The organism is Ottowia thiooxydans DSM 14619 (genome assembly GCF_000422885.1).
Classification (GTDB): Bacteria; Pseudomonadota; Gammaproteobacteria; order Burkholderiales; family Burkholderiaceae_C; genus Ottowia; species Ottowia thiooxydans.
This window is the reverse complement of record NZ_KE383942.1, coordinates 311,254-337,752: the sequence shown is the minus strand read 5'-3', so window position 1 is coordinate 337,752 and position 26,499 is coordinate 311,254. Positions and strand designations below refer to the sequence as shown.

25 protein-coding genes are annotated in these 26,499 nt (G+C 56.8%); 7 read left to right on the top strand and 18 right to left on the bottom strand.

Going from position 1 to position 26,499, the window contains the following annotated elements:
- Positions 1–105 precede the first annotated feature (105 nt).
- Both dnaK and dnaJ read left to right on the top strand, forming a co-directional pair.
- Complete coding sequence (dnaK, locus tag G518_RS0127940; protein WP_028605283.1) at positions 106–2,049, top strand: molecular chaperone DnaK; 1,944 nt, start codon at positions 106–108, stop codon at positions 2,047–2,049.
- Positions 2,050–2,229: 180 nt separating this feature from the next.
- Positions 2,230–3,366: a molecular chaperone DnaJ gene (gene dnaJ, locus G518_RS0127935; RefSeq protein ID WP_028605282.1), complete on the top strand. Its 1,137-nt coding sequence runs from the start codon at positions 2,230–2,232 to the stop codon at positions 3,364–3,366.
- A 107-nt stretch (positions 3,367–3,473) separates the two neighbouring features.
- Here dnaJ and G518_RS0127930 read toward each other — a convergent pair whose 3' ends face one another.
- The 3 genes from G518_RS0127930 to G518_RS37370 all read right to left on the bottom strand — a co-directional run bounded on the left by G518_RS0127930 (position 3,474) and on the right by G518_RS37370 (position 7,468).
- A complete protein-coding gene (locus G518_RS0127930; RefSeq protein WP_036596343.1) occupies positions 3,474–4,595 on the bottom strand; it encodes a PA0069 family radical SAM protein in 1,122 nt (373 codons plus the stop codon).
- 120 nt (positions 4,596–4,715) lie between these two features.
- A complete protein-coding gene (locus G518_RS0127925; RefSeq protein WP_028605280.1) occupies positions 4,716–5,183 on the bottom strand; it encodes a cyanophycin metabolism-associated DUF1854 family protein in 468 nt (155 codons plus the stop codon).
- Positions 5,180–7,468 carry a cyanophycin metabolism-associated ABC transporter gene (locus G518_RS37370; protein ID WP_084652354.1) on the bottom strand — a complete coding sequence of 763 codons (2,289 nt, stop codon included), beginning with the start codon at positions 7,466–7,468 and terminating at the stop codon, positions 5,180–5,182. Before G518_RS37370 ends, G518_RS0127925 begins: the two co-directional genes overlap by 4 nt.
- Before the next feature lie 200 nt (positions 7,469–7,668).
- Here G518_RS37370 and G518_RS0127915 point away from each other — a divergent pair, with 200 nt between their 5' ends.
- Both G518_RS0127915 and cphA read left to right on the top strand, forming a co-directional pair.
- Complete coding sequence (locus tag G518_RS0127915) at positions 7,669–9,849, top strand: cyanophycin synthetase (protein WP_036596505.1); 2,181 nt, start codon at positions 7,669–7,671, stop codon at positions 9,847–9,849.
- Between the two features lie 50 nt (positions 9,850–9,899).
- Positions 9,900–12,569 (top strand): cyanophycin synthetase, encoded by a 2,670-nt coding sequence (gene cphA / locus G518_RS37365; RefSeq protein WP_084652350.1) that lies wholly within the window; start codon positions 9,900–9,902, stop codon positions 12,567–12,569.
- A gap of 111 nt (positions 12,570–12,680) precedes the next feature.
- Here the strand turns inward: cphA and G518_RS0127905 are convergent, their stop codons facing one another.
- Together G518_RS0127905 and G518_RS0127900 are read right to left on the bottom strand one after the other, a co-directional pair.
- The gene (locus G518_RS0127905; RefSeq protein WP_156909570.1) at positions 12,681–13,409 is read right to left on the bottom strand and encodes a GNAT family N-acetyltransferase; all 729 of its coding nucleotides are present in this window, start codon (positions 13,407–13,409) and stop codon (positions 12,681–12,683) included.
- Positions 13,410–13,413: 4 nt separating this feature from the next.
- Entirely contained in the window at positions 13,414–14,055 is a 642-nt protein-coding gene (locus G518_RS0127900) for an RNA polymerase sigma factor (RefSeq protein WP_245598146.1), read from the bottom strand.
- A gap of 186 nt (positions 14,056–14,241) precedes the next feature.
- On the opposite strand from G518_RS0127900, the gene G518_RS37360 reads away from it, so the two are divergent.
- The gene (locus G518_RS37360) at positions 14,242–14,832 is read left to right on the top strand and encodes a BspR family type III secretion system anti-sigma factor (RefSeq protein WP_036596340.1); all 591 of its coding nucleotides are present in this window, start codon (positions 14,242–14,244) and stop codon (positions 14,830–14,832) included.
- A gap of 71 nt (positions 14,833–14,903) precedes the next feature.
- Here G518_RS37360 and G518_RS0127890 read toward each other — a convergent pair whose 3' ends face one another.
- The gene (locus tag G518_RS0127890; RefSeq protein WP_051237492.1) at positions 14,904–15,353 is read right to left on the bottom strand and encodes an ATP-binding protein; all 450 of its coding nucleotides are present in this window, start codon (positions 15,351–15,353) and stop codon (positions 14,904–14,906) included.
- 93 nt (positions 15,354–15,446) lie between these two features.
- On the opposite strand from G518_RS0127890, the gene G518_RS0127885 reads away from it, so the two are divergent.
- Positions 15,447–15,782 carry an STAS domain-containing protein gene (locus G518_RS0127885; protein ID WP_028605275.1) on the top strand — a complete coding sequence of 112 codons (336 nt, stop codon included), beginning with the start codon at positions 15,447–15,449 and terminating at the stop codon, positions 15,780–15,782.
- Positions 15,783–15,921: 139 nt separating this feature from the next.
- Here the strand turns inward: G518_RS0127885 and G518_RS39635 are convergent, their stop codons facing one another.
- The 12 genes from G518_RS39635 to sctW form a co-directional block, all read right to left on the bottom strand.
- Positions 15,922–16,362, bottom strand: coding sequence for a type III secretion system chaperone (locus G518_RS39635; protein ID WP_169458019.1), 441 nt, complete (start codon positions 16,360–16,362; stop codon positions 15,922–15,924).
- A gap of 89 nt (positions 16,363–16,451) precedes the next feature.
- Positions 16,452–16,694 (bottom strand): EscF/YscF/HrpA family type III secretion system needle major subunit, encoded by a 243-nt coding sequence (locus G518_RS0127875; RefSeq protein WP_028605273.1) that lies wholly within the window; start codon positions 16,692–16,694, stop codon positions 16,452–16,454.
- Positions 16,695–16,724: 30 nt separating this feature from the next.
- Positions 16,725–17,045 carry a hypothetical protein gene (locus tag G518_RS40230; protein WP_156909569.1) on the bottom strand — a complete coding sequence of 107 codons (321 nt, stop codon included), beginning with the start codon at positions 17,043–17,045 and terminating at the stop codon, positions 16,725–16,727.
- A 108-nt stretch (positions 17,046–17,153) separates the two neighbouring features.
- Positions 17,154–18,551, bottom strand: coding sequence for a type III secretion system inner membrane ring subunit SctD (sctD, locus tag G518_RS0127870; protein WP_028605272.1), 1,398 nt, complete (start codon positions 18,549–18,551; stop codon positions 17,154–17,156).
- Between the two features lie 31 nt (positions 18,552–18,582).
- Positions 18,583–20,709, bottom strand: a complete 2,127-nt coding sequence (gene sctV / locus G518_RS0127865) for a type III secretion system export apparatus subunit SctV (RefSeq protein WP_051237491.1) — start codon at positions 20,707–20,709, stop codon at positions 18,583–18,585.
- 5 nt (positions 20,710–20,714) lie between these two features.
- Complete coding sequence (gene sctY / locus G518_RS0127860) at positions 20,715–21,116, bottom strand: type III secretion apparatus assembly chaperone SctY (RefSeq protein ID WP_245598145.1); 402 nt, start codon at positions 21,114–21,116, stop codon at positions 20,715–20,717.
- 89 nt (positions 21,117–21,205) lie between these two features.
- The gene (gene sctX / locus G518_RS0127855; RefSeq protein WP_028605269.1) at positions 21,206–21,628 is read right to left on the bottom strand and encodes a type III secretion apparatus assembly protein SctX; all 423 of its coding nucleotides are present in this window, start codon (positions 21,626–21,628) and stop codon (positions 21,206–21,208) included.
- A 220-nt stretch (positions 21,629–21,848) separates the two neighbouring features.
- Positions 21,849–22,289, bottom strand: coding sequence for a type III secretion system chaperone (locus G518_RS0127850; RefSeq protein WP_028605268.1), 441 nt, complete (start codon positions 22,287–22,289; stop codon positions 21,849–21,851).
- Positions 22,290–22,327: 38 nt separating this feature from the next.
- Positions 22,328–22,786 (bottom strand): type III secretion system chaperone, encoded by a 459-nt coding sequence (locus G518_RS0127845; protein ID WP_028605267.1) that lies wholly within the window; start codon positions 22,784–22,786, stop codon positions 22,328–22,330.
- Between the two features lie 13 nt (positions 22,787–22,799).
- Entirely contained in the window at positions 22,800–23,219 is a 420-nt protein-coding gene (locus G518_RS0127840; protein WP_028605266.1) for a type III secretion system chaperone, read from the bottom strand.
- A 597-nt stretch (positions 23,220–23,816) separates the two neighbouring features.
- Positions 23,817–24,194, bottom strand: a complete 378-nt coding sequence (locus G518_RS38860) for a type III secretion system chaperone family protein (RefSeq protein ID WP_051237490.1) — start codon at positions 24,192–24,194, stop codon at positions 23,817–23,819.
- A 1-nt stretch (position 24,195) separates the two neighbouring features.
- Positions 24,196–25,320, bottom strand: a complete 1,125-nt coding sequence (gene sctW / locus G518_RS37345) for a type III secretion system gatekeeper subunit SctW (protein WP_051237489.1) — start codon at positions 25,318–25,320, stop codon at positions 24,196–24,198.
- 256 nt (positions 25,321–25,576) lie between these two features.
- On the opposite strand from sctW, the gene G518_RS37340 reads away from it, so the two are divergent.
- Positions 25,577–26,368 carry a hypothetical protein gene (locus tag G518_RS37340; RefSeq protein WP_036596334.1) on the top strand — a complete coding sequence of 264 codons (792 nt, stop codon included), beginning with the start codon at positions 25,577–25,579 and terminating at the stop codon, positions 26,366–26,368.
- Positions 26,369–26,499 lie beyond the last annotated feature (131 nt).

Sequence of the window (26,499 nt, the reverse complement as noted above, 5' to 3'; positions counted from 1 at the left end):
CCACAAATGATGCGAGAAATGAGACTTGTGGCGGCTTGAAAAACAAGCACTTATCCACAACCTCCTGAGCATCGGAATCAAAATATATCCAAGCGGAGAATAAAAATGGCAAGAATTATCGGTATTGACCTGGGCACCACCAACAGCTGCGTTTCCATCATGGAAGGCAACACGACCAAGGTGATCGAGAACGCCGAAGGCGCTCGTACTACGCCTTCCATCGTGGCCTACCAGGAAGACGGCGAAGTGCTGGTGGGTGCTCCCGCCAAGCGTCAAGCGGTCACCAACCCCAGAAACACGATCTACGCCGTCAAGCGTCTGATCGGTCGCAAATTCGACGAACCCGAAGTGCAAAAGGACATCCACCTGATGCCCTATGAGATCACCAAAGCAGAAAACGGTGATGCCTGGGTTGGCGTGCGCGGCAAGAAGCTTTCGGCGCAGCAAATCAGCGCGGAGATCCTGCGCAAAATGAAGAAAACCGCCGAGGACTACCTGGGTGAAGCCGTGACGGAAGCCGTTATCACGGTCCCGGCCTACTTCAACGACAGCCAGCGCCAAGCCACCAAAGACGCCGGCCGTATCGCGGGCCTGGAAGTCAAACGCATCATTAACGAGCCAACCGCTGCAGCGCTGGCTTTCGGCCTGGACAAGCAAGCCAAGGGCGACCGCAAAATTGCCGTGTATGACTTGGGCGGCGGCACGTTCGACATCTCCATCATCGAGATCGCCGACGTCGACGGTGAAAAGCAATTCGAGGTGCTGTCCACGAACGGCGACACTTTCCTGGGTGGTGAAGACTTTGATCAACGCATCATCGACTACATCATTGGCGAGTTCAAGAAAGACCAAGGCGTTGATCTGTCGAAAGACGTGTTGGCCCTGCAGCGCCTGAAAGAAGCCGCCGAGAAAGCAAAAATTGAGCTTTCCAGCAGCGCCGCGACCGACATCAACCTGCCCTACATCACGGCAGATGCCTCAGGCCCAAAACATCTGAGCATCAAGCTGACACGCGCCAAGCTGGAAAGCCTGGTTGAAGAGCTGATTGAGCGCACCATAGCCCCTCTGCGCACCGCTATCAAGGATGCGGGCGTGAGCGTGAGCGACATCAACGACGTGATTCTCGTCGGCGGTCAGACTCGCATGCCTAAAGTGCAAGATGCCGTGAAAGAGTTCTTCGGCAAAGAGCCACGCAAAGACGTCAACCCTGATGAAGCGGTTGCCGTTGGCGCAGCGATTCAAGGCCAGGTGCTGAGCGGTGATCGCAAAGACGTGCTGTTGCTGGACGTCACCCCACTGTCTCTGGGTATTGAAACCCTGGGCGGCGTGATGACCAAAATGATCACGAAGAACACCACCATCCCAACCAAGTTCGCACAGACCTTCTCCACTGCCGAAGACAATCAGCCGGCCGTGACGATCAAGGTGTTCCAGGGCGAGCGCGAGATGGCCACCGGCAATAAGGCGCTGGGCGAATTCAATCTGGAAGGCATTCCGCCCTCACAGCGCGGCACGCCGCAGATCGAGGTTGCCTTCGATATTGATGCCAACGGTATTCTTCATGTGTCTGCCAAGGACAAAGGCACCGGCAAAGAAAACAAGATCACCATCAAGGCCAACTCCGGTTTGTCGGAAGCTGAGATTCAGCAAATGGTCAAGGATGCTGAGCTGAACGCCGCTGAAGACCACAAGAAACTGGAACTGATTCAGGCTCGCAACCAGGGCGACGCGCTGGTGCACAGTGTTCGCAAGTCGCTTACCGAGCATGGCGACAAGCTCGAAGCCGGCGAGAAGGAACTAGTGGAAACAGCCATCAAAGACGTCGAGGAAGCGCTCAAAGGCGAAGACAAGACCGTCATTGAGTCCAAGACCGAAGCGCTGATGACCGCCAGCCAAAAGCTGGGCGAGAAGATGTATGCAGATGCACAGGCTGCGGCCGGTGCAGCCGCGGCGGCAGGCGCAGCTCCTGGCGGAAACGCCGGCGGCGCTTCTGCTCCAGCAGATGACAACGTGGTCGACGCCGAAGTTAAAGAAGTCAAGAAAGACTAATTGAGGGTGACCTTAGTCGCACTCACGGCAAATAGCGAAGCATGAGCCTCGCCATTTGCCTGCGTAAAAGCCTCGATCGATCCGGTCGAGGCTTTTACGCTCCAAGTGAGTCTTCAACCGTCGTCTCCAGGTTCAACCATTAAAGCGGGATAACCGCTTCAGTCATTCGACACATCTGCCATGTCTACAAAACGCGATTACTACGAAGTATTGGGCGTGCCCAAGAATGCGTCTGACGAAGAGATCAAGAAAGCCTATCGCAAACTCGCGATGAAGTACCACCCTGACCGCAATCAGGGTGACGCACAAGGGTCTGAGCTGAAATTCAAAGAGGGCAAGGAAGCCTATGAAATGCTCAGCGACCCGCAAAAAAAGGCGGCGTACGATCAGTACGGGCACGCGGGGGTCGATCCCAATATGCGCGGCGGAGAAGGTTTCGGTGGTTTCGCCGAAGCCTTCGGAGATATCTTTGGCGACATCTTCGGCCAGCAACAAGGCGGGCGCGGCGGGCAACGTGGCGGACGGCAGGTATTCCGTGGTGGCGATCTCAGCTACGCCATGGAAATCAACCTGGAAGAAGCCGCTGGCGGCAAAGATGCGCAAATCCGCATCCCTAGCTGGGACGAATGCACCACCTGCAGTGGCTCAGGCGCCAAAGCCGGGACCACCGCAAAAACCTGCGCCACTTGTCATGGGCAAGGCGTGGTGCAAATGCGGCAAGGTTTCTTCAGCGTGCAGCAGACCTGCCCGCATTGCCACGGCACAGGCAAGATCATTCCCGAGCCCTGCGGCACCTGCCACGGGCAAGGAAAGGTGAAGAACCAGAAAACACTGGAAGTCAAGATTCCTGCCGGCATTGATGATGGCATGCGCATCCGCTCGGTCGGCAACGGCGAGCCGGGTGTAGGCGGCGGCCCTCCAGGCGACTTGTTCATTGAGATTCGGGTTAAAAAGCACGACATCTTTGAGCGCGATGGAGACGACCTGCACTGCGTGGTGCCCATCAGCTTCACCACTGCGGCTCTTGGCGGCGAAATCGAAGTCCCCACGCTGGGCGGCAAAGCGGCCATTGACATCCCCGAAGGCACTCAAGCCGGCAAGCAGTTCCGCCTGCGCGGCAAGGGCATCAAAGGCGTACGCTCCAGCTACCCTGGCGATTTGTACTGCCACATCAGCCTGGAAACCCCGGTCAAACTCACCGAGCACCAACGCAAACTACTCAAGGATTTTGGTGAATCCTTGAAAAAAGGCGGCGCCAAGCATTCGCCCAATAGCGAGAGCTGGACAGATAGGCTGAAGAACTTCTTCGGGGCGTAGAGTCAGCCGAGCCTGTTCATCAGGCTTGGCTTCCTGCTGGGTGGAGAGGGCATGCGCTGCCCCTGAAGATGCCGAGCGGGAGCTCGGCGGTCCCGGCGGATAGCCGTTCAGGCCGCGCCGGGGAAAAGCGTTCCTTGCGGGCTGGGCTCTGAGGGCACTCGAAACAAGGAAACATTCGATGTTCCACCAAGCCTTCCCAGCCCCAAGCGACGAGCGGCCATATTGAATCTCTGGCGCAGCAGTGTCGCGTAGTGACCGGTGCCGCGCATCCGATTGCCAAACGATGAATCGTAGTCCGCACCTCCCCGCATTTGCCGAACCAGGCTCATGGTGTGTTCTGCCCGCAGCGGAAAGTGCTCTGTCAACCATTCGACGAACAGGTCTCTGACTTCCAGCGGGAGCCTCAACACAATCATGCTCGCGGCACTGGCGCCTGCTGCGGCAGCGGCATCAAGAATGGCTTCAAGCTCCATGTCATTGATGGCGGGGATCATGGGTGAGGCAAAGACGGAAACAGGAATTCCCGCTTCAGACAACTCCTTGATGGCCCGCAGACGCCGATGAGGTGCATTGGCGCGGGCGTCCAGAATACGGGCCAGCTTGGCATCCACAGTGGCCAGGGAGATATTGACTCTTGCCAATCCCTTTTGCGCCATGGGTGCGAGGATGTCTATATCGCGAACCACCAGTGCTGATTTAGTAGTAATGCTCACCGGGGCGTTGAATGATGCCAATACTTCCAGCACTGAGCGTGTAATGCAAAGCTCACGCTCAGCCGGTTGGTAGGGGTCTGTGTTCGCCCCCAGGGCAATGAGACTCGGGCGGTAGCTCCTGCGGGACAACTCCTTTCTCAAGAGTTCGGCGGCATTTTCCTTTGCAAATATCTTGGTTTCAAAGTCGAGCCCGGGCGACAAGCCCAGATACGCGTGCGTCGGTCTGGCAAAGCAGTACACACAGCCGTGTTCGCAGCCTTGATAAGGATTGATGCTTTGCTCAAAACCAATATCCGGTGAACGATTGAAGCTGAGGATGCTTCGTGCCTGCACCAACGAAACCTCTGTGGCGATGGGGGGCGCTGATTCATCTTCGTCATCTGCCAGTTCGCGAATTTGCTCAAGGTATTCGTGGCTGGATTCACGAGACCAAGCCTCAAAACGGGACCGTGCATTCGAGCCCGTTCCTCGCCCCTTGACGAACTTGAGAATAGCGCTTGAGGCGGGCTTTTCCATACTGCACGCAGGATCTGGAAGCTCAGATTAGTGATGCGAAGATACTGTGAATATTAACAGTATTACACAATCAAACTGGCTGAGAGGTCCGCGGCAGCAAGGGCGCTAGCCCTTGGCTATCTACAAAAAGCGATCGAGCAACTTCCTGCTGTGCTTATCCATGTCCGGCAGGTTACGAATCAGGTATTGCACCCCATGCGCATCGCTCACGATCAGCAAATCCGGGCCCAAGCGGCGAATGTCTTCTTCGCCTTTGAGTACGAAGCTGGTGCTGCCGCGATCGGTTTCCACCTCCCAGGTGCTGGGGGTAGCGAAGCTGCTGACGCTGATCAGGCGCTGCAGCACAGGCATGAATTCACGTTGCTCCAATGCCTGCGCCACCAGGGCTCGCTTGGGCTGATCTAGCGTGGAGAGATCAGGCACCCAAGCCAGCTCATGGCCGTCAATGTTCAAAAGGCTCACGCCTTCATCAGGCGCGGCGATGGGAAACGCACGCACGGCCACTACACCCACATGCTCTTGCCCCTCGCTATCAATGAGCACCAAACGACCAAAGGCGTCGCGGTGGAGATCAAATACGGTTCTCATTCCCGCTCCTCCTTGGCGCTGATGGTGACAGTTTCTGCATCGCGCGGAGGCTCGTCGATGGCCAACATGCGTTCTCGCTCAGCCTTCTCCTGCCGAGCTTGTGCTTCGTACAGCCGCCAATAGGCACCACGCTGAGCGATCAAATGCTCATGCGTGCCCTCCTCTACCTTGCGGCCTTTGTCCATGACCACCAGGCGGTCAGCCTTGCGCAGTGTAGAAAGCCGGTGGGCAATGGCGATGGTGGTGCGGCCACGCACCAGGTTGTCCAGCGCCTTCTGAATTTCCCGCTCGGTTTCTGTGTCTACAGACGCTGTGGCCTCATCAAGGATCAGGATGCGCGGATCGATCAGCAGCGCGCGGGCAATGGAAATGCGCTGGCGTTCACCGCCTGAGAGCCCCTGACCGCGTTCACCCACCAGAGAATCGTATCCTTGTGGCAACCTTAGTATGAATTCGTGTGCATGGGCAGCACGCGCCGCGGCAATAATTTCAGCTCTGGTCGCACTGGGTTTCCCGTAAGCAATGTTCTCCGCAATCGTGCCAAAGAACAAGAATGGCTCCTGCAAAACGAGGCCAATATTGCGCCGGTAATCGGCCAACCGCAGCTGACGGATGTCTACGCCATCAAGTGCAATACTGCCGTCGGTGATGTCGTAGAAGCGGCAGATCAGGTTGACCAGCGTGCTTTTGCCCGAGCCGCTGTGCCCCACAAGCCCGATCATCTGGCCCGGCTGGATGTCCAGGTTCAAATCCTTGATCACCGCCCGGTTTCCGTACCGGAAATGGGTGTTGGTCAGGGTGATGTGGCCCTTAACCGCGGGAAGATCAACGGGTTGCGCAGCCTCCGGAACGCTGGAAACGTGATCCAGAATCTCAAAAATACGCTTGGCACCGGATGCGGCCTTTTGCGTTACAGACACGATCCGGCTCATAGAATCCAGCCGCATGTAAAAGCGGCCGATATAAGCCAGGAATGCGGTGAGCACACCCACAGTGATGCTTTGCTGGCTGACCAGCCAAATCCCAAAGGCCCACACAACCAGCAGGCCTATCTCGGTGAGCAGGGTCACAGTGGGCGAAAACAATGACCAGAGCTTATTCAACCTGTCGTTAACCGCCAGGTTATGCCGGTTGGCATCAGCAAAGCGCTTGGCTTCACGGTCTTCCTGGGCGAATGCCTTGACCACGCGGATCCCGGGAATGGTGTCTGCGAGTACGTTGGTCACCTCAGACCAAACGCGGTCAATCTTCTCGAAACCGGTGCGCAGACGATCGCGCACCACGTGAATCATCCAGCCAATAAAGGGCAAAGGGACCAGCGTGACCAAGGCCAAAGCCGGATTGATGGAGAACAAAATGACCGCCGTCATGACGATCATCAGCACGTCTGTTGCGAAATCCAGCAGGTGCAACGATAGGAAAACGTTGATTCGGTCCGTCTCAGAGCCTATGCGTGCCATGAGGTCGCCCGTGCGGCGTCCGCCAAAGTATTCAAGCGACAGATTAAGCAGGTGTTCATAGGTCGCCGTGCGCAGATCGGCCCCAATGCGTTCTGACACCAACGACAAGATATAAGTCTTGGCCCAGCCCAGTACCCAAGCCACCAGTGCGGAGCCAAGCAAGCCCCCCAGCAGCATTCCCACCAACCGGGTGTCTATTTCTTGCCCGTTCTGGAATGGGATCAGCACCTTATCCATGAGCGGCATGGTGAGGTAGGGAGGCACCAAGGTGGCCGCCGTGGCTGCCAGCGTCAGCAGGAAAGCCGCCAGCAACTGCCATTGGTACGGTTTGGCAAAACGCCAAAGCCGAAACAGAATCCAGGTGGATGGAGGCTTGCCCGCTTCTGGGGCCAGCTCTTCCTCCCCTACTTCCTCCAGATCTTCGATCTCAGCCGCGCCTCTACCCGCTATGGCGGCGAGCGCTGCTTCGAACTGAGCCAGCAACCGGAGGGCTGCAGGATTTCGGCCCAGCGTATAGCGCCAGATGGCCAATTGACCTGCCTCATTCCGGAACTCCAGAGTCCCAACTCCGGCGTAATCCTGGTGACCAAGCGTCAATCCAGCACGCAAGTCCCACGATTTCCACTCTGTTTCATCCGGAAACCGGGCGATAAGCCGTTGATTTGTAATGAGTACATACCCTAGGCTGAAACGTAGTCGCTCAGTCAAGTCAACTTCCAGCGTGGCGCGAACGTTTTCTTCTGAACGCAGCGTCAAGCCAGCAGGAACTCTTACCGAAATCGCGGTTTCAGTGGGGGTGAAGGCGGTGGATGTTTGCAGCGACATGGAATGAACAACGCTTTGCCCCCGTTTTGGGGTGACCACAAAAGTTGAAAACCAGGAAAGCGAGCGCGCTCCCGATGAGGCGAATCAAACAAGAAGAGCATTGCTGTTCGATGGGTGGCGGATTGTATCCGTCGGCCACCCAAGTCACGGCCAGTGAAGCCCAAGTAGGCGCCCCGCTCCCCGTGACGGTGTTTCCCGACATGGTGATCCGCCGCGTAGCTTATTTGCGCGGGCCCAACATCTGGACCTACCGCCCGGTCATAGAAGCCATTGTGGATATCGGCGTGCTGGAAGACCACCCGTCGAACACCCTGCCAGGTTTCTATGAGCGCCTGACCGCCTGGCTACCGGGCCTGATTGAACACCGCTGCAGCGTGGGCCGCCGCGGTGGGTTCCTGATGCGTCTGCGCGATGGCACTTGGCCAGGCCACATCCTGGAGCACGTGGCTTTGGAGCTGCAAACCCAGGCCGGCATGAAAACGGGTTTCGGCAAGGCGCGCATGACGCCTGAGCACGGCGTGTACAAGGTCGCCTTCCGCAGCCGTGATGAGACCATTGGCAAGAGCGCCCTGGAATCTGCGCGGGATCTGGTGATGGCCGCCATCAACGACCGCCCCTACGACGTGGCCACCACCGTCGCCCGCCTCACTGATATGGTGGACCGTATTTGCCTGGGCCCCAGCACAGCCTCCATGGTCGATGCGGCAGGCGAGCGCGGCATTCCGTTCATCCGGTTGAACGAGGGCAACCTGGTGCAATTGGGCCATGGCGCCGCGCAGCGTCGCATCTGGACTGCAGAAACCGACCGCACCAGCGCTATCGCCGAGGGCATCTCACGCGATAAGGATCTCACCAAAGAGCTGCTGGCCGCCTGCGGCGTGCCAGTGCCCGAAGGCCGCACGGTCGAGAGCGCCGCTGAAGCCTGGGAAGCCGCCGAAAGCATTGGCCTGCCGGTGGTTGTCAAACCCACGGATGGCAACCATGCTCGCGGAGTTTCGCTGAACCTCAATACACAACAGGAAGTCGAAGAAGCTTTCGCTGCAGCTGAAAAAGAAGGCTCCGAAGTCATGGTCGAGAGTTTCATCCCCGGCCAGGAGCACCGTCTGCTGGTGGTGGGCGGCAAGGTGGTTGCGGCCACCCGAGGTGAAATCACACGCGTCAGCGGCGATGGGCGCTCCACGGTGGCGCAGTTGATTGAGTCGCAAGTCAACTCTGATCCACGGCGCGGCCCTGAAGAGCATCTGCCGCTAGACACTGTTCGGGTGTATGAAAACCCAGTTACTCAGCTCGAACTGGCTCGTCAAGGTCTGAAGGCTGACAGCATATTGCCGATTGGCCGTAGTGCTGTGGTCGAGCGTACCGGCAACATGGCCAACGACGTCACGGACCGGGTGCACCCAGATGTCGCGCATCAGGTGGCTCTGGCCGCTCGGGTGGTCGGCTTGGACATTGCCGGCATTGATCTCGTGGTCGAAGATATTGAAAAGCCCCTCGGACCTCAGGGCGGCGCCATTGTTGAAGTCAATGCGGGACCCGGTCTGCTGATGCACCTGAAGCCTGCGGTCGGCCGTGCGCAACCGGTGGGCGAAGCCATCGTGAAGCATCTTTTCCCGACATCAGATTCCGGGCGTATTCCTATTGTCGGCATCGTCGGACAGCAGGGAGACGTACTGACTGCCCACTTGGTGTCATGGCTGTTGCAACTGGACGGCCGCGTCACCGCGCTGGCTTGCCAAGATGGCCTCTACCTTGGCCAACGCCAGCTTGCCAAAGGCAGTGCATTGGGCTGGGAAGCCGGCGAGCGCATGCTGATTAACCGCACGGTGCAGGCAGTGGTGCTGGAAACTTCAGCCCGCCACATCCTCTCCGAAGGCCTCCCCTACGACCGCTGCTCGGTTGGGGTGGTCACCGCCATGCCCTCCATCCAGGGCCTGGAGGAGTTCTACATTCGCGACGCCGAACAAATTCCGAACATCGTTCGCACTCAGATTGACGTGGTTCTGCCGAGCGGCGCCGCAGTGCTGAATGCAGACGACGCCGGAGCGCTGGATCTCGCCGACCTTTGCGACGGTGAAGTCATCTTGTACAGCCTTGATGAGCGCAATCCCGCCGTCACCGGACATAGAAGCAGCAAAGGCCGGGCGGTATTCGCACGCGGCTTCACTGTCGTCCTGGCCACAGGTGCCGATGAAATGCCCTTGGTAGACCTTTCGGCACCGGCATTCTCTGCACTGATGCAGGCCCAAGCAGGCGACGCTCGCGCCTGTGTATTGGCTGCAGTGGCCAGTGCTTGGGCACTTGGCTTATCTGCCGAACTCATTCGCGGTGGTTTGCAGCGGTATGGGGAGCCTTCGCGGGCACCTCAAGTCGTCCTGCAGTAATCCATACCAACCCGGCTCATTCATTTTTTCCAGCAGAAGAAAGTATTTCTATGCAAGTCACTCGCATACGTGCACTGCGCGGCCCCAACCTGTGGAGCCGCCATACGGCCATTGAGGCCGTCGTCACCTGCGACGAGGGTGAGTGCAATCTCCGCACCGCCCCCGACTTTGAAAAGCGCCTGCGAGAGCTCTTCCCGTCCGTGGGAGGCCTCCATGCCAATAAGCCAAGCGTGCCCATCTCGATGGCGCATGCCGTTGAGCTGACCGCCTTGGCGCTGCAGGCCAATGCAGGTTGCCCTGTCACCTTCAGCCGCACCACCGCCACTGAGCAACCAGGCGTGTTCCAGGTAGTGGTGCAATACACCGAGGAATCCGTGGGCAAGGCAGCGTTTGAGAAAGCTCAGGCGCTGTGCCAGGCCGCCATGGAGGGGGGCCAGTTCGACGTCAATGGTGCACTGGCTGAACTGCGCGAACTCGACGAAGACAAACGCCTTGGCCCCTCCACCGGCGCCATTGTTGACGCTGCGGTGATGCGCGGCATTCCTTTCCGCCGGCTCACCAGCGGCAGCCTGGTTCAGTTGGGCTGGGGCAGTAAACAGCGCCGTATCCAGGCCGCGGAAGTTGACCGCACCAGCGCCATTGCAGAATCCATTGCCCAAGACAAGGATCTGACCAAGAAGCTGCTGCATGCCGCCGGGGTTCCCGTACCCATGGGCCGCCCCGTTTCTGATGCAGATGACGGCTGGGCTGCTGCACTGGAACTGGGTCTGCCGATCGTGGTGAAACCGCAAGACGGCAACCAGGGCAAAGGCGTCACAGTCGGTGTTTCTGACCGCGCTCACTTCAACATCGCCTACGATGCAGCCGCCAAGTACGGCGGCGTGATGGTGGAGAGCTACCTGCCAGGCCACGATTTCCGCCTGCTGGTGGTTGGCAATAAATTGGTAGCTGCTGCCCGGCGCGATCCACCGCTGGTCATTGGTGATGGCGTGCAAACCGTGCGCCAGCTGGTGGACGAAGTGAACAAGGATCCTCGCCGTGGCGACGGCCATGCTTCCTCGCTCACCAAAATCCGCTTCGACACCATTGCCGAAGCCCGGCTAGCAACCCAAAACCTTAACCCTGAGTCGATTCCCGCCAAGGGTCAACGTGTGGTGCTTCGCGCCAATGCCAATCTATCCACCGGCGGCACGGCCACCGATGTGACTGACAGCGTGCACCCAGAAGTGGCCGCGCGGGCCATCGAAGCCGCGCAGATGACCGGCCTGGACATCTGCGGCGTCGATGTTGTCTGCGAAACAGTCATCAAACCACTTGAAGAGCAGAACGGCGGCATCGTTGAAGTTAACGCCGCTCCCGGCCTGCGCATGCACATCAGCCCCTCCTTCGGCAAAGGCCGTGATGTGGGCGAAGCTGTGATGGCCCACATGTATCCGGATGGCGACAATGGCCGCATTCCCGTGATAGCGGTGACCGGAACCAATGGCAAAACCACGACCGTACGTCTCACCGCGCATCTGCTCAAAGCGCAGGGCCTGCGTGTGGGCATGACCAACACCGATGGTGTGTATGTCAACGGCCGGCAGATTGACTCCGGCGATTGCTCAGGGCCACGCAGCGCACGTAATGTGCTGATGCACCCCGATGTAGATGCCGCCGTGCTGGAAACCGCGCGTGGTGGCTTGCTGCGCGAAGGCCTGGCGTTTGATCAATGCCAAGTGGCCATTGTCACCAACATGGGTGCCGGCGACCATCTGGGCTTGAACTACATCACGACGTTGGAAGACCTGACTGTCCTGAAGCGCGTGATCGTGAAGAATGTGTCCACCAGCGGGATGGCGGTACTTAACGCCGCTGATCCTGCCGTGGCAGCCATGGCCCGGCATTGCCCAGGTTCTGTCACCTTTTTCGCGCAAGATGGCTCTCACCCGGTCCTCGATACGCACCGAGCCCAAGGCCGACGTGTGGTGTTCATCGAGAACGGGGATATCGTATGCGCCGAAGGCCGGTTCGAAAAACGGCTGCCTCTCGCCCGAGTACCGATCACACGCAAAGGCCAGATCGGCTTTCAAGTCGAAAACACCATGGCTTCCGTGGCTGCAGCCTGGGCCGTCAATGTATCTTGGGAAGCCATACAAAAAGGCTTGGCCAGTTTCATCAGCGACCTTCATGGTGTGCCAGGGCGCTTCAACATATTCGACTATCGCGGCGCAACCCTGATCGCAGATTACGGCCACAACCCCGATGCCATCGCTGCCTTGGTCGCAGGCGTGGAAAACATGCCATCTCGCCGGCGCTCGGCGGTGATCAGCGGCGCGGGAGACCGCCGTGATGAGGACATTCGCGGTCAAACCCGGCTTCTGGGCGCCGCCTTTGACGATGTCATCCTTTATCAGGACGCTTGCCAGCGCGGTCGCTCTGATGGCGAAGTGCTTTCTTTATTGCGTGAAGGTTTGGTGGGAGCACCGCGCACCAAACGCGTCGAAGAAATCCACGGCGAGTTCCTGGCTATCGACACCGCCTTGCAAATGCTGGAAAAAGGCGATCTATGCCTGATACTGATCGATCAGGTGGAAGAAGCACTGGCCCATATTCGCCAACGCGTAGATGCGGCCAATGCGACCTCTTCCAAGCCTAGTGGTAATCCTGCCAAACTCAGTCGTCGGCGCCGCTCAGCTTCTGTGCAGGGGCAGGAGTTGCCCGCTGCAGCGCTACGGTAGGCTGGTTTCAGAAACGGGGGCAGCTGGAAGAGCCAGCGCGCCCGCCTGGACCCTCGCGGCAGGCACGAAAGACCGGGTCATCGCAGTTGCGCCTTCGCGCCCATAGCTTGGCTATGGGTGCTTTGCAAATACAAGTCTGGTTTGCTCGGCAGAAATCTGAGTCGAATCCACACCCCACCAACCTTGTTGCGTCAGCTCACGCTGGCGCTCCCAGTCGTTGGCATCGATGCTTAGGGTGGGGCCATCATCTGCAGCCCAGGATTTGGCGAGGTCTATAGCCAGGAGATGTCGCCTCAAACCAGACAACTCCCCGACCCATCCAATTCGAAAACCTTCACGCATGAGGTTGCGCCGGCTGGCATGGTTATGCAAAGAGGCCATAGCGACGCAAAAATCCCGTCCTCGGGATCGGGCTAGCGCAAGGCGCCTCTCCACAAGCACTCGCTGCAGGCGTCGACCTCGGTAGGGTTCGCTCACCATGCAACTCACCAACTCTCCTGTGCGAGCAAGCTCAGCCTTCTCCTGGTGGAAATAGCAACCCAGGTTTGCGGCGTCGTTGCGATCAGGAAAACCGAGCATTCCGTATGCTACGAGCCGGTTGCCGTTGAAAACACCGAGTGTCTCGCCCTGCCCCGTCGTTCCAATATAAGAGCGTACAAATGCTGACTCGTCCGGCTCACGCGAATACAGATCAACATTTCCTAGTCCCGCAAGTACTTCATTTCGCAATCCAACGAGCGCAGGGATATCTTCCGTGGTCAACAGCTTGACCTTGAGCGCCCCCAGAGACTCGCTGTCCGCATCCCAAAGGTTCATTGCTACTGCCCGGGCAAAGGACATTTAATTACTTCAGAAAATCCAGATCAACCCCACGGCCCTCAAGTTGTGACCGCAAAGCTGTTCGAGCCCGAGATAATCGACTACGAACCGTACCCACTGGCACGGTGAGCAAAACAGCCGCATCCTCGTAGGAAAGCTCATCAACCGCGACCATCAACAAAACTTCCCGCATCCTCGGCGGTAGCTCCTCAAGAGCTTCAGCAAGTGCACTCAGTTGCTGAGTTTGCTCAACATACTCTTCTGGATTAAGCTCCTTAGACGGCGTAAACTCCAATTCGGAATCGTCTGTGAACTCATACCTTCGGCGAGGGGCTCGCGAAAGATAATTGCGAACCAGATTCATCGCAATCCCGTAAAGCCAGGTCGATAATTCAGATTCGCCACGAAAGTGCTCAAACGAGCGGACGGCCTCAGAAAATGCTTGCTGAGTCAGATCTTCGGCATCGTCGTGATGCCCAATATTTTTGATGATGAAACGGTGTAATCGTGTCCAATGCTCTTTAACGAGGTCACGGAACAGAACTTCGGCGTCAACGCCATCCGCATCATTGTTGTGTTCAAATGACATCGCTATCGCATCCTTGTCACCAACATCGACTCCTATAAGGATGACGAAAAATGTACCGGAGCAAGCGATAAATTCCACATCTTTGGCGCATCCTATGCCCTCAGTGTGACAGAAACATCAGCAAAATCCGTTAAGACGAAAGTTTTTTCTAGAGATGAGAGAAAAAACAGACGTGCAAAACGAAAAAGCGGAACCATCAGGGCTGCACCGTTACTCACCTAATATCAGACATACCTCAGCTCATTCACTGGAAGAGAATCCCCCGTGACTATCGAACAATCCTCCTCAGCGTACGGACGAATCGCACCTCCCCTTGACGCGTTTCGATCTGCGGCGCAGCAGCACGACGCCGTTCAACTCACATTGGACGGCGAGCAATGGCAAGTTCAAGGCACTGGTGTGCTCCCGGGTAGCGGACGAAAAGTGGCTTGGGTTAGCCCAGGAAGTGATCAGGTAGACACCACCTCAGCATTTGTCCATGCCCTGGGGCAGTCGTTTTCCGCTGGCATCAGCCGGGCTGTGGCTCGCGAGCTTGATTTGCACCCCGATCCTGGTCAACCTTTGTCGTCGCGCACAGTGACGCACGCCATAGAAATGGCGCAGCACGGTCAACAGGCATTGTCCGGAGTTGATTTTTTTACTCGGTTGCAGTTTTCCGCGGCTTCGGGAGGACCTGAGTTCAAACGGATCGCCACAGAAGCAGGCCTCTCTAGCGGTCTTCAGAAAGACGCGCTCGCACGGGTTGACCAGTTTCTCGATCAGAAATTTGCGGAAGCCCAATCGAACGGTGCTTCGCCCATCACCTACCGTGACGCCGAACGCTGGTTGAAAGAAGCATTGAACTTATCGCGCTGAAACGCGAACAAGGTCTCCCAAGAGACTGCTTTGGGTATGAGCCAGCATTTCAAAGCAGGAGGAGCTCGTCCTCAGGTTGCCATTTCAATATCCACTACCAACGTCAACACATTGCGTGTGCCCTCCCGGGCATAGTGGATTGATTTCAAATAGTGGCGCATCAAGCGCAAACCATGCCCACCTGGCAGGGCATCCTCAATCGATTTCGGGTGTGACCCAAGAAGAGCGCCAGTGGGATCAAAAAATGCACCTTCGTCCTCAATGCGTAACGCGACCTCTTTGGACGAGTGCTTGCAAAACAGCCAGATCGAAGCTGCCTCATCCGCCGGCTCACTAAACGAGTAGGTAACGATATTGGTCAATGCCTCGTCGGCACTCAAAATAAGCCCGAACGCTGCGCGCTGAGGCCATTGATCCAGCGTAGCCAATCCACGAAGCCAATCCAGCGCCACGCCGATCTGGTCCAGCCGCGGCTTGATCTCAAGCGCATGCGTTGATAGACCAAGACTGGGTGAGTTCATCACTGACAAACTGCAACTTCTCCCCTGCGGGGTATCATTGCACTAAGAAGCGGTATGTTGCCGCCAGCGGTACATCCATTCAAGCACTTATCGATGATTGCCCATGAAGCCCTCGCCAATGCTCGCCTCGTGAGCTTCACAGGCCAGCTCAATAGCGGTAATGCCGCTAGTGCAGAAAATGACATCTTAGGGTTGATCACCCAAGGCGATCGTAAGTTGGTGTTGGACTTTACCAATCTGGACTACATCTCCAGTGCAGGCCTGCGAGTAGTGTTGGTCACGGCCAAACGCCTTAAGCCCGAGGGTGGCCATATGGTGCTGTTTGGCATGCAACCCCAGGTGCGCGAGATTTTCGACATCAGTGGCTTTTTGAACATCTTGAATGTCGTCGAGACACGCGAACAGGCGATCGCCCGCTTTGATGCATGACCGCGGGTAGCGGCTATCGCTATAGGGGCCCCTACCCCTACTAAAGTTTGCAATGCCTTCACGAGTTCGTGAATACGTATTTGAATCGGAAACGGACCTCCGACAGTCGCTGAGGAGTTGTTTCGCAAAGAGCAAACCGTCAGACTCTCTGGATCGTACGGGGTATGGCTTGGGTTGACGCGCGAGGACTCTCCTCTGAAAGCCGCCGTTCCCAAAGCTCCAGGCTGTTGAGCATGCCCTCAATCTTTGCCAACAGTTGTGCATCACTGTCAGGGTTCAACGCCACCTCGTGCTGAAGACAGAATTGCCCACGCTCATCAATCGAGAACCAGCCGCCACCTGCGCCACCACCCCACAGATTGGCTTGCATCAGCAACCTCTCCGACCCTGTGGGCCAAATCGCCCCTGCGCCACCGACACGGGCACTCAAGAGCATTCTTCGTTGCGCGCTTGATACGCGCAACTCAAACAATCTTTGACCATCAAACACCAAACGGCAGCATCCTTCCCGGTCAAACACTAACCCGGGAATACCTAGCTTTTCGCCAAGAGAACTGAGAATCGCGCCAAAGGAACTCACGGCACAGGCCCTTTGGTACAAATGACCGACGCGCGTCTAGTGGGCAAACGGCATAACGCCATGGAGCTTCGTTCCGGTTAGATGGGAGATCAGGAAGCCTTTTGGATGACGCCTTTCAGCGCATCTCCCAATTCCTTGTTCAGCGTGCTTTGCAGCTGAATCATCATCGTCCACTTTTGCAAACCGACTTGCATTTCAAGTAAATCAGCTTGGGTCGGATTTGGACCCATGTTGGCAACTCTTGAGGACAGCGCGGTTTCGGCGTTGGTCAATACCGAACCCATGGTTTCAGAGAGAAAGGAAAAATTGATTCCGCTGGTTGAAGTTGCCATGAGATCCTCTTGAAGAAAACGATCGAAAACTTAACTTAAATGCATTCTCGCACTATGGCGGCCAGTCGGTGCAGCGGCGTCAAGAATTTCTCGAGCACTTTCACATGCTTTCAGGATTGCACTCAGTTGGGCGAATTCAGCAGACGGGACACCTCGGCCTATAGCCTGACGCGCCCGTTGCGCCAATGCATCAATGCGCTCACCCGCCAGTAACAGAGCTGCTCGCACTTGTTCTGGTTCACCGGTCAGCGCTGTCTCCAGTTCACTTAATGGCCCCAGAGAGACCAAGTCCTGCGCCCTGCCCGGTGCGCAGATTCTTTGTGGCTTGGAGAAATGAGCGTCATCAGACATGCAAAGGCTCCAGGGACAGGTAGAAGCAAGCACGGCAGCGATCCGCCAAAGAAGCCTTATTGGATCTAAGCATGGCTTGAAAAGGAGAAATTTTAAGAACGAGACACATCATCTGGTGACCACCAATCTTCGAGGCGAGTCGAACACCAGTACATCGGGATCTATGGCCTGCAAGCGCCATCCTTCGTGCGATCCGCCCGGAAGTAGTTTCCCCCCTCCTGGTAATACGACGTACGGCACCTCGCCACCGACCACTCCAAGAATAGGGAACGGCGCTTTGGATCGGGCAGATTGGATAGCCGGGATGACTGGGGTGACAAGTGTTGGGTTCACGCGCAATGGCAGCCCAGGAAAACGCTTGGCCAACTCAACCAAGGTGTCCTCAAACCGGGCACGAGAGAGATCCTTCAAAGACAGTGTTGCCAAGACCTGATGCCCATCCCAGCTGGCTTTGGCATCCGCGAAACCGGCCGTAACCAAGGCGGCACGCACTTCAGGTGCCAGCTTCTCGGCCAGACTCAATTCATCCGCCAGTTCAAGCCTGGCAGGCAAGAGCTGCCCTACCGCGGTGAGCGCCTCATGCTGAGCTGCCGCGCTAGGAACAATGCCTCGAATGCGGAGTACGCCGGGCCCTCCCGGCAAAAAATCGAGTTGAGGATAACTGCCTGCGAGTTGGGCGCGCAGTTCGGTTCGCACGTCTGTCGCTACATGCACCCGCATCACAGGAGCTGGGCGCCGCATTCCCAACGCATCAGCCAGCCGATCAAGCTGAGCCACGGTCTCGACCCAGCCATTCACCCTCACCAGACCATCTCGTTGAGGCGTCAGCTGCAGTCGCAGCGTGGAGTCGAGCTTTGCAATAGCCAATGCCAAATCAGGCATTTGCTTTTGTGCCTGGGCCGTCATATCCGGGGCTGAAGGCACTGTCAGCTCAGTTGCCCCTTCGGTCTTGAGAGAAGGACGATCCGAAACGAAAGCCGCCAGCACCAGCAATCCAAGTATCAAAAAAACCGCAGCCGCAATCCATAGGGAGGAACGCAGCTTGGATCGCCTGGGTTGATCCAGGGAAGCGCCCAATGCGCCATCAAGCTCGGTTTTTTGAACGTGTTCCACAGGCGACGGCTCAAGCGAATCTGGTTCTGCACCGACATGAGCCACGCTTTGCTCAGGCTCGAAACCCGACGAGGCGTAGGTTACTGGAAGCGGGGGCCAATCGGTATGTGGTGCGCTCACGCACAAGGCCAGGCCACCCCAGTGGATCAGTTCACCCACCTTCGGAGCATTGTCCCAGGCGTGCTCTGTCGGGTGTTCGTCTGCTGGCGTAAGCAACCAATGCTGGCCATCGAGCAAGTGCAAGCGGGCCACACCTGCTCGGGGATCCAGATCCGTGAGAATGACATCTGACTCATCTACTGCCCCCAGCAAGAGGCCATCACGCGCTGCAGTGGACGCACCCGCGTGCCGACCGTTGAGGACACGCAACTCCAGCGCGAGCGAGTCCCGCATCACAGTCTAAGCACCTGGGTGGGCCGTGCCTTCACAAATCTATCCTCGCGAGTGGCTGGATATTGATCTCCTGCGTCAGCTCCTGATAGCTGAGCACCGGCAGCTCATACAAATCCTGCTCGATCATCTTGCGCATGTAACGGCGAATGTCCATGGAGGTGAGCAGTACGGGCCGTTGTACGCTCGTGGATATGTCACCCACCGTTTTCTTGATGCTATCGACCAGGCGTTTGGACACAGCGGGATCGAGCGAAAGATAGCTACCTGCAGAGGTTTGGCGAATAGCACCACGAACTTGATCTTCTATGCTGGGCGCCAGGAGATAAGCGGGCAGCACGTTCTGTCCGCTGGAGTGCTTGTAGCTGATCTGGCGTTTAAGCGTGGAGCGCACATACTCGGTCAGGAGCACCGAGTCCTTTTCCTTCTGACCCCACTCGATCAAAGACTCCAAAATGGCGCGCAAATTGCGGATCGAGACATCTTCGGACACCAAACGCTGCAAGATTTCAGCGATCTTCTGGATAGGAAGCACCCGCGTCGACTCCTTGACCAAATCCGGAAAGCGCGCTTCCATAGAAGCCAGCAAGAAGCGCGTTTCTTGAATGCCGATGAAGTCTGAAGAGTATTTCTTGAGAACGAACGCCAGGTGATAGGCCAGCACCTGACTGGAATCCATGAACGAGATTCCCGAGCTTCTGAGGCTTTCTGCTAGTTGGGCTTTGGCCCACAGCGTTGGAATGTGCGGCAGGAAATTGCGATCAGACTCGTAGTCGATCTGCAAGGCGTCAAGGTTTTGCGTCTTCTCACGCACCAATAGCCACCCATGCCGCAGCCGCCCCTGAGACACAGGAACCTCCGAAAGCAAAATGTTGTAGCTCTCCTGGGGAAGTGCCTCATTGAAGCGCAGCTGAATGCCCGGAAAAGGCACCCCCAAATCGAAATAAAGTGCGCGGCGAATCTTGAGCAGTTCGTCGTTCAATACTTCGGCATCAAAGCTGTTTTGCAAGCCCGAAGCGACATCCATCAATAGCGGCACGGTGGGAGAGAACTCGTCGCTTCCATCGTTCTTGGCCTTGCGAGGTTTCTCGCCAGCGGCCTGCAAGGCTGGCACCTCGGTGATTTCTCCTGTTTTCTCGTTCACCACCCGGCGGACACCTCTCATCAGCACGAAACCGATCGTGCCAATAACCGCGGCGAGTAGGGCAAATACAGGGAACGGCATGCCAGGAATCAGACCCAGCCCGAGCGCCACAGCCGCAGCGATCAGCAAGGCCCGAGGTTGGGCCAACACCTGCGAACCGATGTCTTTTCCGACGTTGGACGGCTCATCCCCAGTCTGCACGCGGGTCACAATCATGCCCGCGCAGATGGCGATGAACAGAGCGGGAATCTGTGCAATCAAGCCATCCCCAATGGTGAGGATCGAATAGGTTCTGGTGGCATCGCCCACCGTCATGCCGCGCTGCATCGTGCCGATGATGATGCCGCCAAGCAAGTTCACGGCCACAATGATCAAGCCAGCAATCGCATCACCTTTGACGAATTTCATGGCGCCATCCATGGCTCCATAAAGCTGGCTTTCCTTTTCAACGATACCTCGACGACGCTTGGCCTCTTCCATATCGATGGTGCCTGCCCGCATGTCACCATCGATGGACATCTGCTTGCCCGGCATGGCATCAAGTGAGAACCGAGCCGCCACCTCAGCGACCCGCTCAGCGCCTTTGGTAATCACCACGAACTGCACGATGGTCAGAATCAGGAACACCACGAGGCCGACCACCAGATTCCCGCCGACCACGAAGTTGCCAAAGGTGGTAATGATGTGCCCCGCGTCGCCCTGCAACAGTATCAAGCGCGTGGTGGCAATCGAGATGCCCAGACGAAACAGCGTGGTGATCAGCAGTACTGAGGGAAACGAGGAAAATGCCAGAGGCGAAGGCAAATACATGGCCACCATGAGCAAGATGGCGGAGATCGTCATGTTGGTGCCGATCAGCATATCCACCAACCAGGTGGGCAGTGGCAAGATCATCATGAAGATCACGGCCACCAGGAAGAACGCCAATACCAGGTCGTTTCGGCTGGTAGCCAACTGCACAATGCGCTGCAATCGCGCGAGGGTGCCGGTAGAAGAGTTGGTAGCGCTGATTGCCATTGCGCTCAGTTTACTGTGGTCATCACATCGTTTTTCTGGGAGGCGCGCAAAGCCACGTGAGCGCGCATGGCACCAGCCGCTTCACCGATACGTCCCAAAGCCTGAAAAGCCTGTGCCCGCACGAGATGAAAAGGGGCATCTACCGCCCCCAGCATGGCCAGCCGCTCCAGCGTTTCCAGCGCACGCTCCGGCTTGGACGCACGCACCTGCGCGAGCGCCAGAGTGAGCAAGGTGATTCGATTGTCAGGTGCCAACAAGTCACGCGCCGCCAGAAGTACGGCGGCCTTGTCGGGCAGGCCGTGGCGCAGATAGATGTAGCTGAGCAGATCCATCAGCTCGATTTGCGTGGAAGAGATTCCATCGGCTCGCCCAAAATCAGGCAATGGTGGCACAGCGTCTGGTTTCATTTGTTCCTAGACCCAAGCACGGGATTTATCACGCAGGTTTCCAGGAGAGCAAGCACTCTGCAGTGATGCGATCTCTGCCAATGACACTTTCAACCTTGGTAGAGCACGCTGCGATACATCTGCACCAAGCCCCGCAGATCACGCTCATTGCTCAATAGCCTCACGGCCCGTTGGAGAACACGTCTTTCTTCGGGTGACCCGAACTGATCCGTACCAGCCGGGTTATTTTCGGCTTTCTCCGAGATCGCCGCGTGTACGCTGTCGAGGGCCGCCTGAAAGCGGCTGGGCACCAGCAGATCGCGATTTTCGAGCCTGGGGCGAATGGCCTCCTCCAACATGCCATCAAGCGTAGGCTGAGCAAGCAGGCTCTCCAGCTGTGGTCGGCCTCCCAGTTCCGAAGGTGCCTCCTCCCTTCGCTGCGGGAGACTCTGCGACTCTCCCAGGCGAGCATAGGTGACCTGGTCTATGCCACGGTCAAATGCAATGTGGGAACCAACATGATTTTCTGCCATAGCTGCTCCGGTTCTTCGGGATTAGTGTCGCATGTGTTTTTCGCTCAAGCCAGGGGGAACTTAGGCCGCAACGTAAAAAGTGTAGGCGATAGAAGATGGAGCGCCATAATTAAGTGGATAGGAAGCCTCGCACTAGCGTCGACACGCACGCGCTCCCCCGCACAGGAACAGATCCAGACGCCCCCGAGCCTTCAAGCAATCCAGGAAAACGGACCACACCCTAGTTCCCCTCGCCATGCACGAGCTCTTTTGCGCGTGTCTCCAGGCCCTCCTCAAGCGCTATGGCCCAGCGCGCCGACGCATCTGCAAGCTCACCCCACACGCGTGCCAAGCGATCAGGTGGGGCATCCAGTGGCTCCCGCCGAGACAGCACCAGGCGGCCAGAGCGCTGCAAACCCAGTGTTGCGCCCAGTGTGGGAGCGCCCAATGTGTTCGCTTGCAAGAGCACACGCAGTAGATTGGAAGACGCATCCACAGACAAAGGGTCAGTACCGACATAGCAGGCCCCTTGCATGGAGCCGCCCATCTCATCCGCCTCATAAGACAGTGCGATGGCCACGCCATCAATGACGAGCTCCTCGTATTGAGCCAAAGCGGAGCCATCAAGGCCAATGTCTTGCGCCAGGTCGGCCAAGGCGATTTCGTAGCGTTCTTGAGTCATGTTGCAACAAATTTGAGCATTGGAGATTCGGAGGCCGCTCACGCGCGCATGTGCAAAATGCTTTCCGGCCGCGGAAGCTCTGCCTGAGGTTTGGCTGTAAGCCTTGCAGTCCAACTATCGGCATCGGCGCACAGCGCACCCAGAAGAGCATCGAACATGGTGATGTCGAGCGAGCCAATACGCCTTGCCTGGCTCATGATGAGCACATCCTCACCGCGCATGCCCAAAGTAGAGCCGCCCGTGCCGGCCCAGAGATTATTGGCTTGCAGCAGAAGACGACAAAGATCTTCTGCGGGGCTCTCGTTGAACCGTGCAAGGTCGGTGCGGCATATCACCATGCCGTCTTCAGGAGAGTTCTCGTGGAGCTTGAATGAAAGACTCACTGCCCGCCCATGGATGATGAGCTCCTCCGTGTGGGGCAAATCAATGCTGACGACACCGGGTCGTGCATGCTGCTCGTAAGCAGCCAGCAGGTTTAAATATAGGCTATTGCTCATTTGATTAACTTCGTCAGATCACCGGCAACTGCGGCTTCACCTTACCCTGCACCACTTCCTGCCATAGCAAGGCCACATCCACGAAGGCTTGCACGGCTGAAGACAGGGAGGCCGCATCGCTCACGGCCAGAGACAGGCGCACACAAAGCAGCACCGCACCCGTCCCCGCTTGCAGACCCAAAGTGCACCCGCCCGTACCCACCCACAGACCATTGGCCTCCAGCATCAGCTGCATCAACTTTTCCCTCTCAACGTCTGGTGCAGGTCGCCCCAGCGAAGAAAACACGGTGACGTTTCCGACATCTTCATCCCCCTCTGGCGCCAAACCAATGGCGATACCGGCAATCACCAACTCCTGAGTAGACAGGAATTCCTGCACTGGCAAACCTACATGACGGGCATAGTCTTGAAGCAATGTGGTGTAGCGTGTCATATCAATACTCCTGTATGGAAAAACTTCGCGAACTCGAAACTCGGGGCCTTGCTCTAGACGGTGGACCTCCATACTCATAAGTAACAGGAATAACGCAAAGGTTCCATCCTCAAGCTGCCCTGACGATCAAATGGCGAAAAGCTCAGCATCTATGACCCCCGGTCGGGCAGGATAGCTCCGCAGGTTAAAAAGTTCGGACATTTCGCGAAACGTGCTCCAACGCCGGACAACTCAATCGAGGTAGATGCAAAAAAGCCGGATGAAATTCTGCTGCAGGGAAGCTCTGCACAAATCGATCAAAAAGCGTGCGCCGTAGTTCGGGGCGGGGTGCAGGGCGCGAATCCTCAGGAATACCAGACGGTATCGCGAGGATTGCAACGCGGCAGCAGATAGCTAGGCGCCCCCGAACGCAGGCGATCCGCGCTTCGGTTTAACCCCTGCGGCTCAGTTCTGAGCCCTGGCCTTAGGATTTGACCGCAACACTCGCCTTGCAGCTAATCCCTAGACCACCGCCCGGCATCCGAGATGGGTTAAGCAGAGACTCCCTAAACGCCACCTCATGGGGAAACCCCAGTACAGGCCTGTTTAAGCGGTCTGCTAACCCCGTAACGCAGCAGCGTATTGACGAAGCCAACTGGACATCTGATGCAGTTCACGGGCCCCGCAATCCCGCTCTGGCATACGAGTAACCAGTACCAGATTTTCGACTCCATCTACCCCGCGCAAGCCAGCCTGCAGCGGTGGCTCATTGTATGGAGGATCACTGATACGCTTGAAAGCACGCAGCAGAAGTTCAGGCGCATCGTACGGTGCAGGCTCGGCCCAATGGAGCACCACGTCCGCTCCCTGCTGAAAGAAACCCAATATTCCCCCATGATCGAAGCGCAACTGGACGGAACCTGAGGGCCCTGGCGTCAGGCTTTCCACTCCAATGTCTTGGCCAAAATCCGCCAAGGTTTGATCAAAACTCGCCATTTCAGCCTTCTTCGCGGTCGATCGCGGCATCTAGCGCATCCTGCGCCGCGGTGATCACACTCTGCCGCTGATCGCTATCAATAAAAATTCTGGGTGGCATTTCCCTAAGCAAACCCTTCACACCTGTCAGAAAGTTGATCTGCGGCTCGACATCCTCCGCTCCAGCTTTCTCCGCCAACCGCAGGAAACGATCAGACGAGACCCAGGTTTCACTGCTCAGATTGACCAGATCCTTCATCAGTGCCACAGGAACATCTTCAGCGCCAATGCCATGCCTTGCGTGCAGTTGAGCCTGCAAGTCTCGGCAGCCTTCGAGAACCGTAGTCGCTACACCAAGATGATACAAATCCTGCACGAGATTGCGCAGATGTGCAGCGTCAGTACTTGGACGTACAGCAGCCAGATCGTGCCCTAAAGCACGCTGCAAACGTTCTATTCCTGCCGCCAAACCGCCCTCCCCAAACTGATCCAGCACCAGATGAAGTGTGCCAGCGAGCGTAGCGTGACCCAAAACCAAATCGACGTAGGTTGACTGAAACCACGCCACCCCCGCTGACCCGGGTGAGCCTTCAGCCGCGACTTCGATGGTGTTGACATCAGCCCGTATGCGTGGGCCGTGTTCCATTTCGAGATCATCCAGCGCATCGCGTAGGCCAGTGAGCAGTTGCTCGGACGCACCTTCCCGCTCAGCTTGCTGAAACGCGTATTGCAGCGCCAGATACTGAGAGGTAGGCCGCTGGAAGGCATGGCGAGCATGGGCACCCGGGTCGCCTTGGCCGCTCATTACTTGCTGCACAAGGTTTTTCAGCTTGCGCGAACCCTCTTCGCCTTCCTCGCTCTCTTCGTCTTCTGCGTCTTCGATATAGCTTTCGATCGCCTGGGAACTCATGAGAGAGCGTGGCCGAGCCAACTCTTTCTTTCGTTCAGCAACGTGCTTGGATTCAGCAGTCTCAGCGTAATACATGCTGATCTCCTCTGCTGCTTCGCTCAGCATCGACGCATCCAGCTCTACCTGCAGTTGATCTGTACCCATATGGCCGCGCGAGTTCGCACCCCGATCGGCCACCCCTCCACGTGGGGGTTCGAAAGGGGTGGATTGAGGAACGGATGGATCAATGAAGTTCATTTGGACCAGACAACGATGAGGATGAAAAATGCCAGCCTGCACACGATGAGTCACCACAAAAGCAAACTAGTTCCAATAGTACGTGCATGCCCACTCGAGCAGCCAATCCTCGTTCAGGATGGAACACCACACGCCGAGATGTTACTCACCCCGAGTAAGCCTGCTTTTTTCTTCGATCAAACGTATGATGCCCCAAAGACACCAAACGTTACAGCTAAAGCATCAATTGCATCAATTCCCTGCAACAGGAGCCACTATGAGCGTTTCACCTACAGCGACCATCACACTTACCAGCACACAGCATGCCCGCTCATCCAGCTTCGACCTTGAGGCAGCGGTTCTGGCCATGACCATGGATCGCATCAGTGTGTTTGATGAGCAGCTTGCCAGCAAGATGGAAAAAATGAAGGAGAAAAATGCCAAAGCCTCCTTGTACAACGCGGCCATGCAAACTCTGAACAAGGTTAAGAATACCTTTGCGAATGATGCCAAGAGCGACACCCAGGTAAGTGCAGAAGCACTGAAGCTAAAGACTGAACTGGAAGCCGCGTTCAAAGCGGCAGGGCTAGCGCCTGGTATTAGCAAGAAAATTGATAACTCTAAAGCAATACCCGCGTGCGAAGCATCCATCAATCTCGCGCAAGTCAATATAAAAAAAATCAAAGCTCAAATTGACGAAAAAACAAAGAATCTTCACTCCATTACAAACATAGCGGATTTAGCTCGAGCTGGTTCCGATATAAATTCTCTACAAGGCAAGCTCAGATCAGAAGAGAATAATCTATCGAGCTTCCAAGCCAACTTGGTGAGGCTGAAAGACGAGCACAACCCCGAAGGGACCCTTACCAAGGCGACTACGAAGGCAGACATAGAAAATGCGATCAACGCCGTTCAGGGGCTTGTGGACGAAAATAACAACACCAGCCAGATGGACCAACTCCAGCTGCAGTCGCTCATCAGCAAACGCAACTCTATGTTTGAGACAGCGAGCACCGTCATGAAAAAGATCATGGACAGCCTCATGTCCATCGTCGGCAACATGCGCTAGGCAAGCGTTCCAACGGTCTCATCCAAGTCAGCCTGAAATTTTCGACCGAATTGGAACGCATGGCTTCGAGAGGTTACTAACCCTACAGAAGCAACGCACTGAGACATCGCAATCATCTTCTACCAAATTTT

Bases quoted from the DNA above. Each gene is read 5' to 3' on its own strand.
- G518_RS0127905 (WP_156909570.1), bottom strand. From the start codon at position 13,409: ATGTCCTTTGCCCGGGCAGTAGCAATGAACCTTTGGGATGCGGACAGC.
- G518_RS0127885 (WP_028605275.1), top strand. From the start codon at position 15,447: ATGATTGCCCATGAAGCCCTCGCCAATGCTCGCCTCGTGAGCTTCACA.
- G518_RS37370 (WP_084652354.1), bottom strand. From the start codon at position 7,468: ATGTCGCTGCAAACATCCACCGCCTTCACCCCCACTGAAACCGCGATT.
- G518_RS0127930 (WP_036596343.1), bottom strand. From the start codon at position 4,595: ATGGAAAAGCCCGCCTCAAGCGCTATTCTCAAGTTCGTCAAGGGGCGA.
- sctX (WP_028605269.1), bottom strand. From the start codon at position 21,628: ATGGCAGAAAATCATGTTGGTTCCCACATTGCATTTGACCGTGGCATA.
- G518_RS0127890 (WP_051237492.1), bottom strand. From the start codon at position 15,353: ATGAACTCACCCAGTCTTGGTCTATCAACGCATGCGCTTGAGATCAAG.
- dnaJ (WP_028605282.1), top strand. From the start codon at position 2,230: ATGTCTACAAAACGCGATTACTACGAAGTATTGGGCGTGCCCAAGAAT.
- G518_RS37340 (WP_036596334.1), top strand. From the start codon at position 25,577: ATGAGCGTTTCACCTACAGCGACCATCACACTTACCAGCACACAGCAT.
- G518_RS0127875 (WP_028605273.1), bottom strand. From the start codon at position 16,694: ATGGCAACTTCAACCAGCGGAATCAATTTTTCCTTTCTCTCTGAAACC.
- G518_RS40230 (WP_156909569.1), bottom strand. From the start codon at position 17,045: ATGTCTGATGACGCTCATTTCTCCAAGCCACAAAGAATCTGCGCACCG.
- dnaK (WP_028605283.1), top strand. From the start codon at position 106: ATGGCAAGAATTATCGGTATTGACCTGGGCACCACCAACAGCTGCGTT.
- sctW (WP_051237489.1), bottom strand. From the start codon at position 25,320: ATGAACTTCATTGATCCATCCGTTCCTCAATCCACCCCTTTCGAACCC.
- sctV (WP_051237491.1), bottom strand. From the start codon at position 20,709: ATGGCAATCAGCGCTACCAACTCTTCTACCGGCACCCTCGCGCGATTG.
- sctY (WP_245598145.1), bottom strand. From the start codon at position 21,116: ATGAAACCAGACGCTGTGCCACCATTGCCTGATTTTGGGCGAGCCGAT.
- sctD (WP_028605272.1), bottom strand. From the start codon at position 18,551: ATGCGGGACTCGCTCGCGCTGGAGTTGCGTGTCCTCAACGGTCGGCAC.
- G518_RS0127915 (WP_036596505.1), top strand. From the start codon at position 7,669: ATGGTGATCCGCCGCGTAGCTTATTTGCGCGGGCCCAACATCTGGACC.
- G518_RS0127850 (WP_028605268.1), bottom strand. From the start codon at position 22,289: ATGACTCAAGAACGCTACGAAATCGCCTTGGCCGACCTGGCGCAAGAC.
- G518_RS0127925 (WP_028605280.1), bottom strand. From the start codon at position 5,183: ATGAGAACCGTATTTGATCTCCACCGCGACGCCTTTGGTCGTTTGGTG.
- cphA (WP_084652350.1), top strand. From the start codon at position 9,900: ATGCAAGTCACTCGCATACGTGCACTGCGCGGCCCCAACCTGTGGAGC.
- G518_RS0127845 (WP_028605267.1), bottom strand. From the start codon at position 22,786: ATGAGCAATAGCCTATATTTAAACCTGCTGGCTGCTTACGAGCAGCAT.
- G518_RS38860 (WP_051237490.1), bottom strand. From the start codon at position 24,194: ATGGCGAGTTTTGATCAAACCTTGGCGGATTTTGGCCAAGACATTGGA.
- G518_RS0127840 (WP_028605266.1), bottom strand. From the start codon at position 23,219: ATGACACGCTACACCACATTGCTTCAAGACTATGCCCGTCATGTAGGT.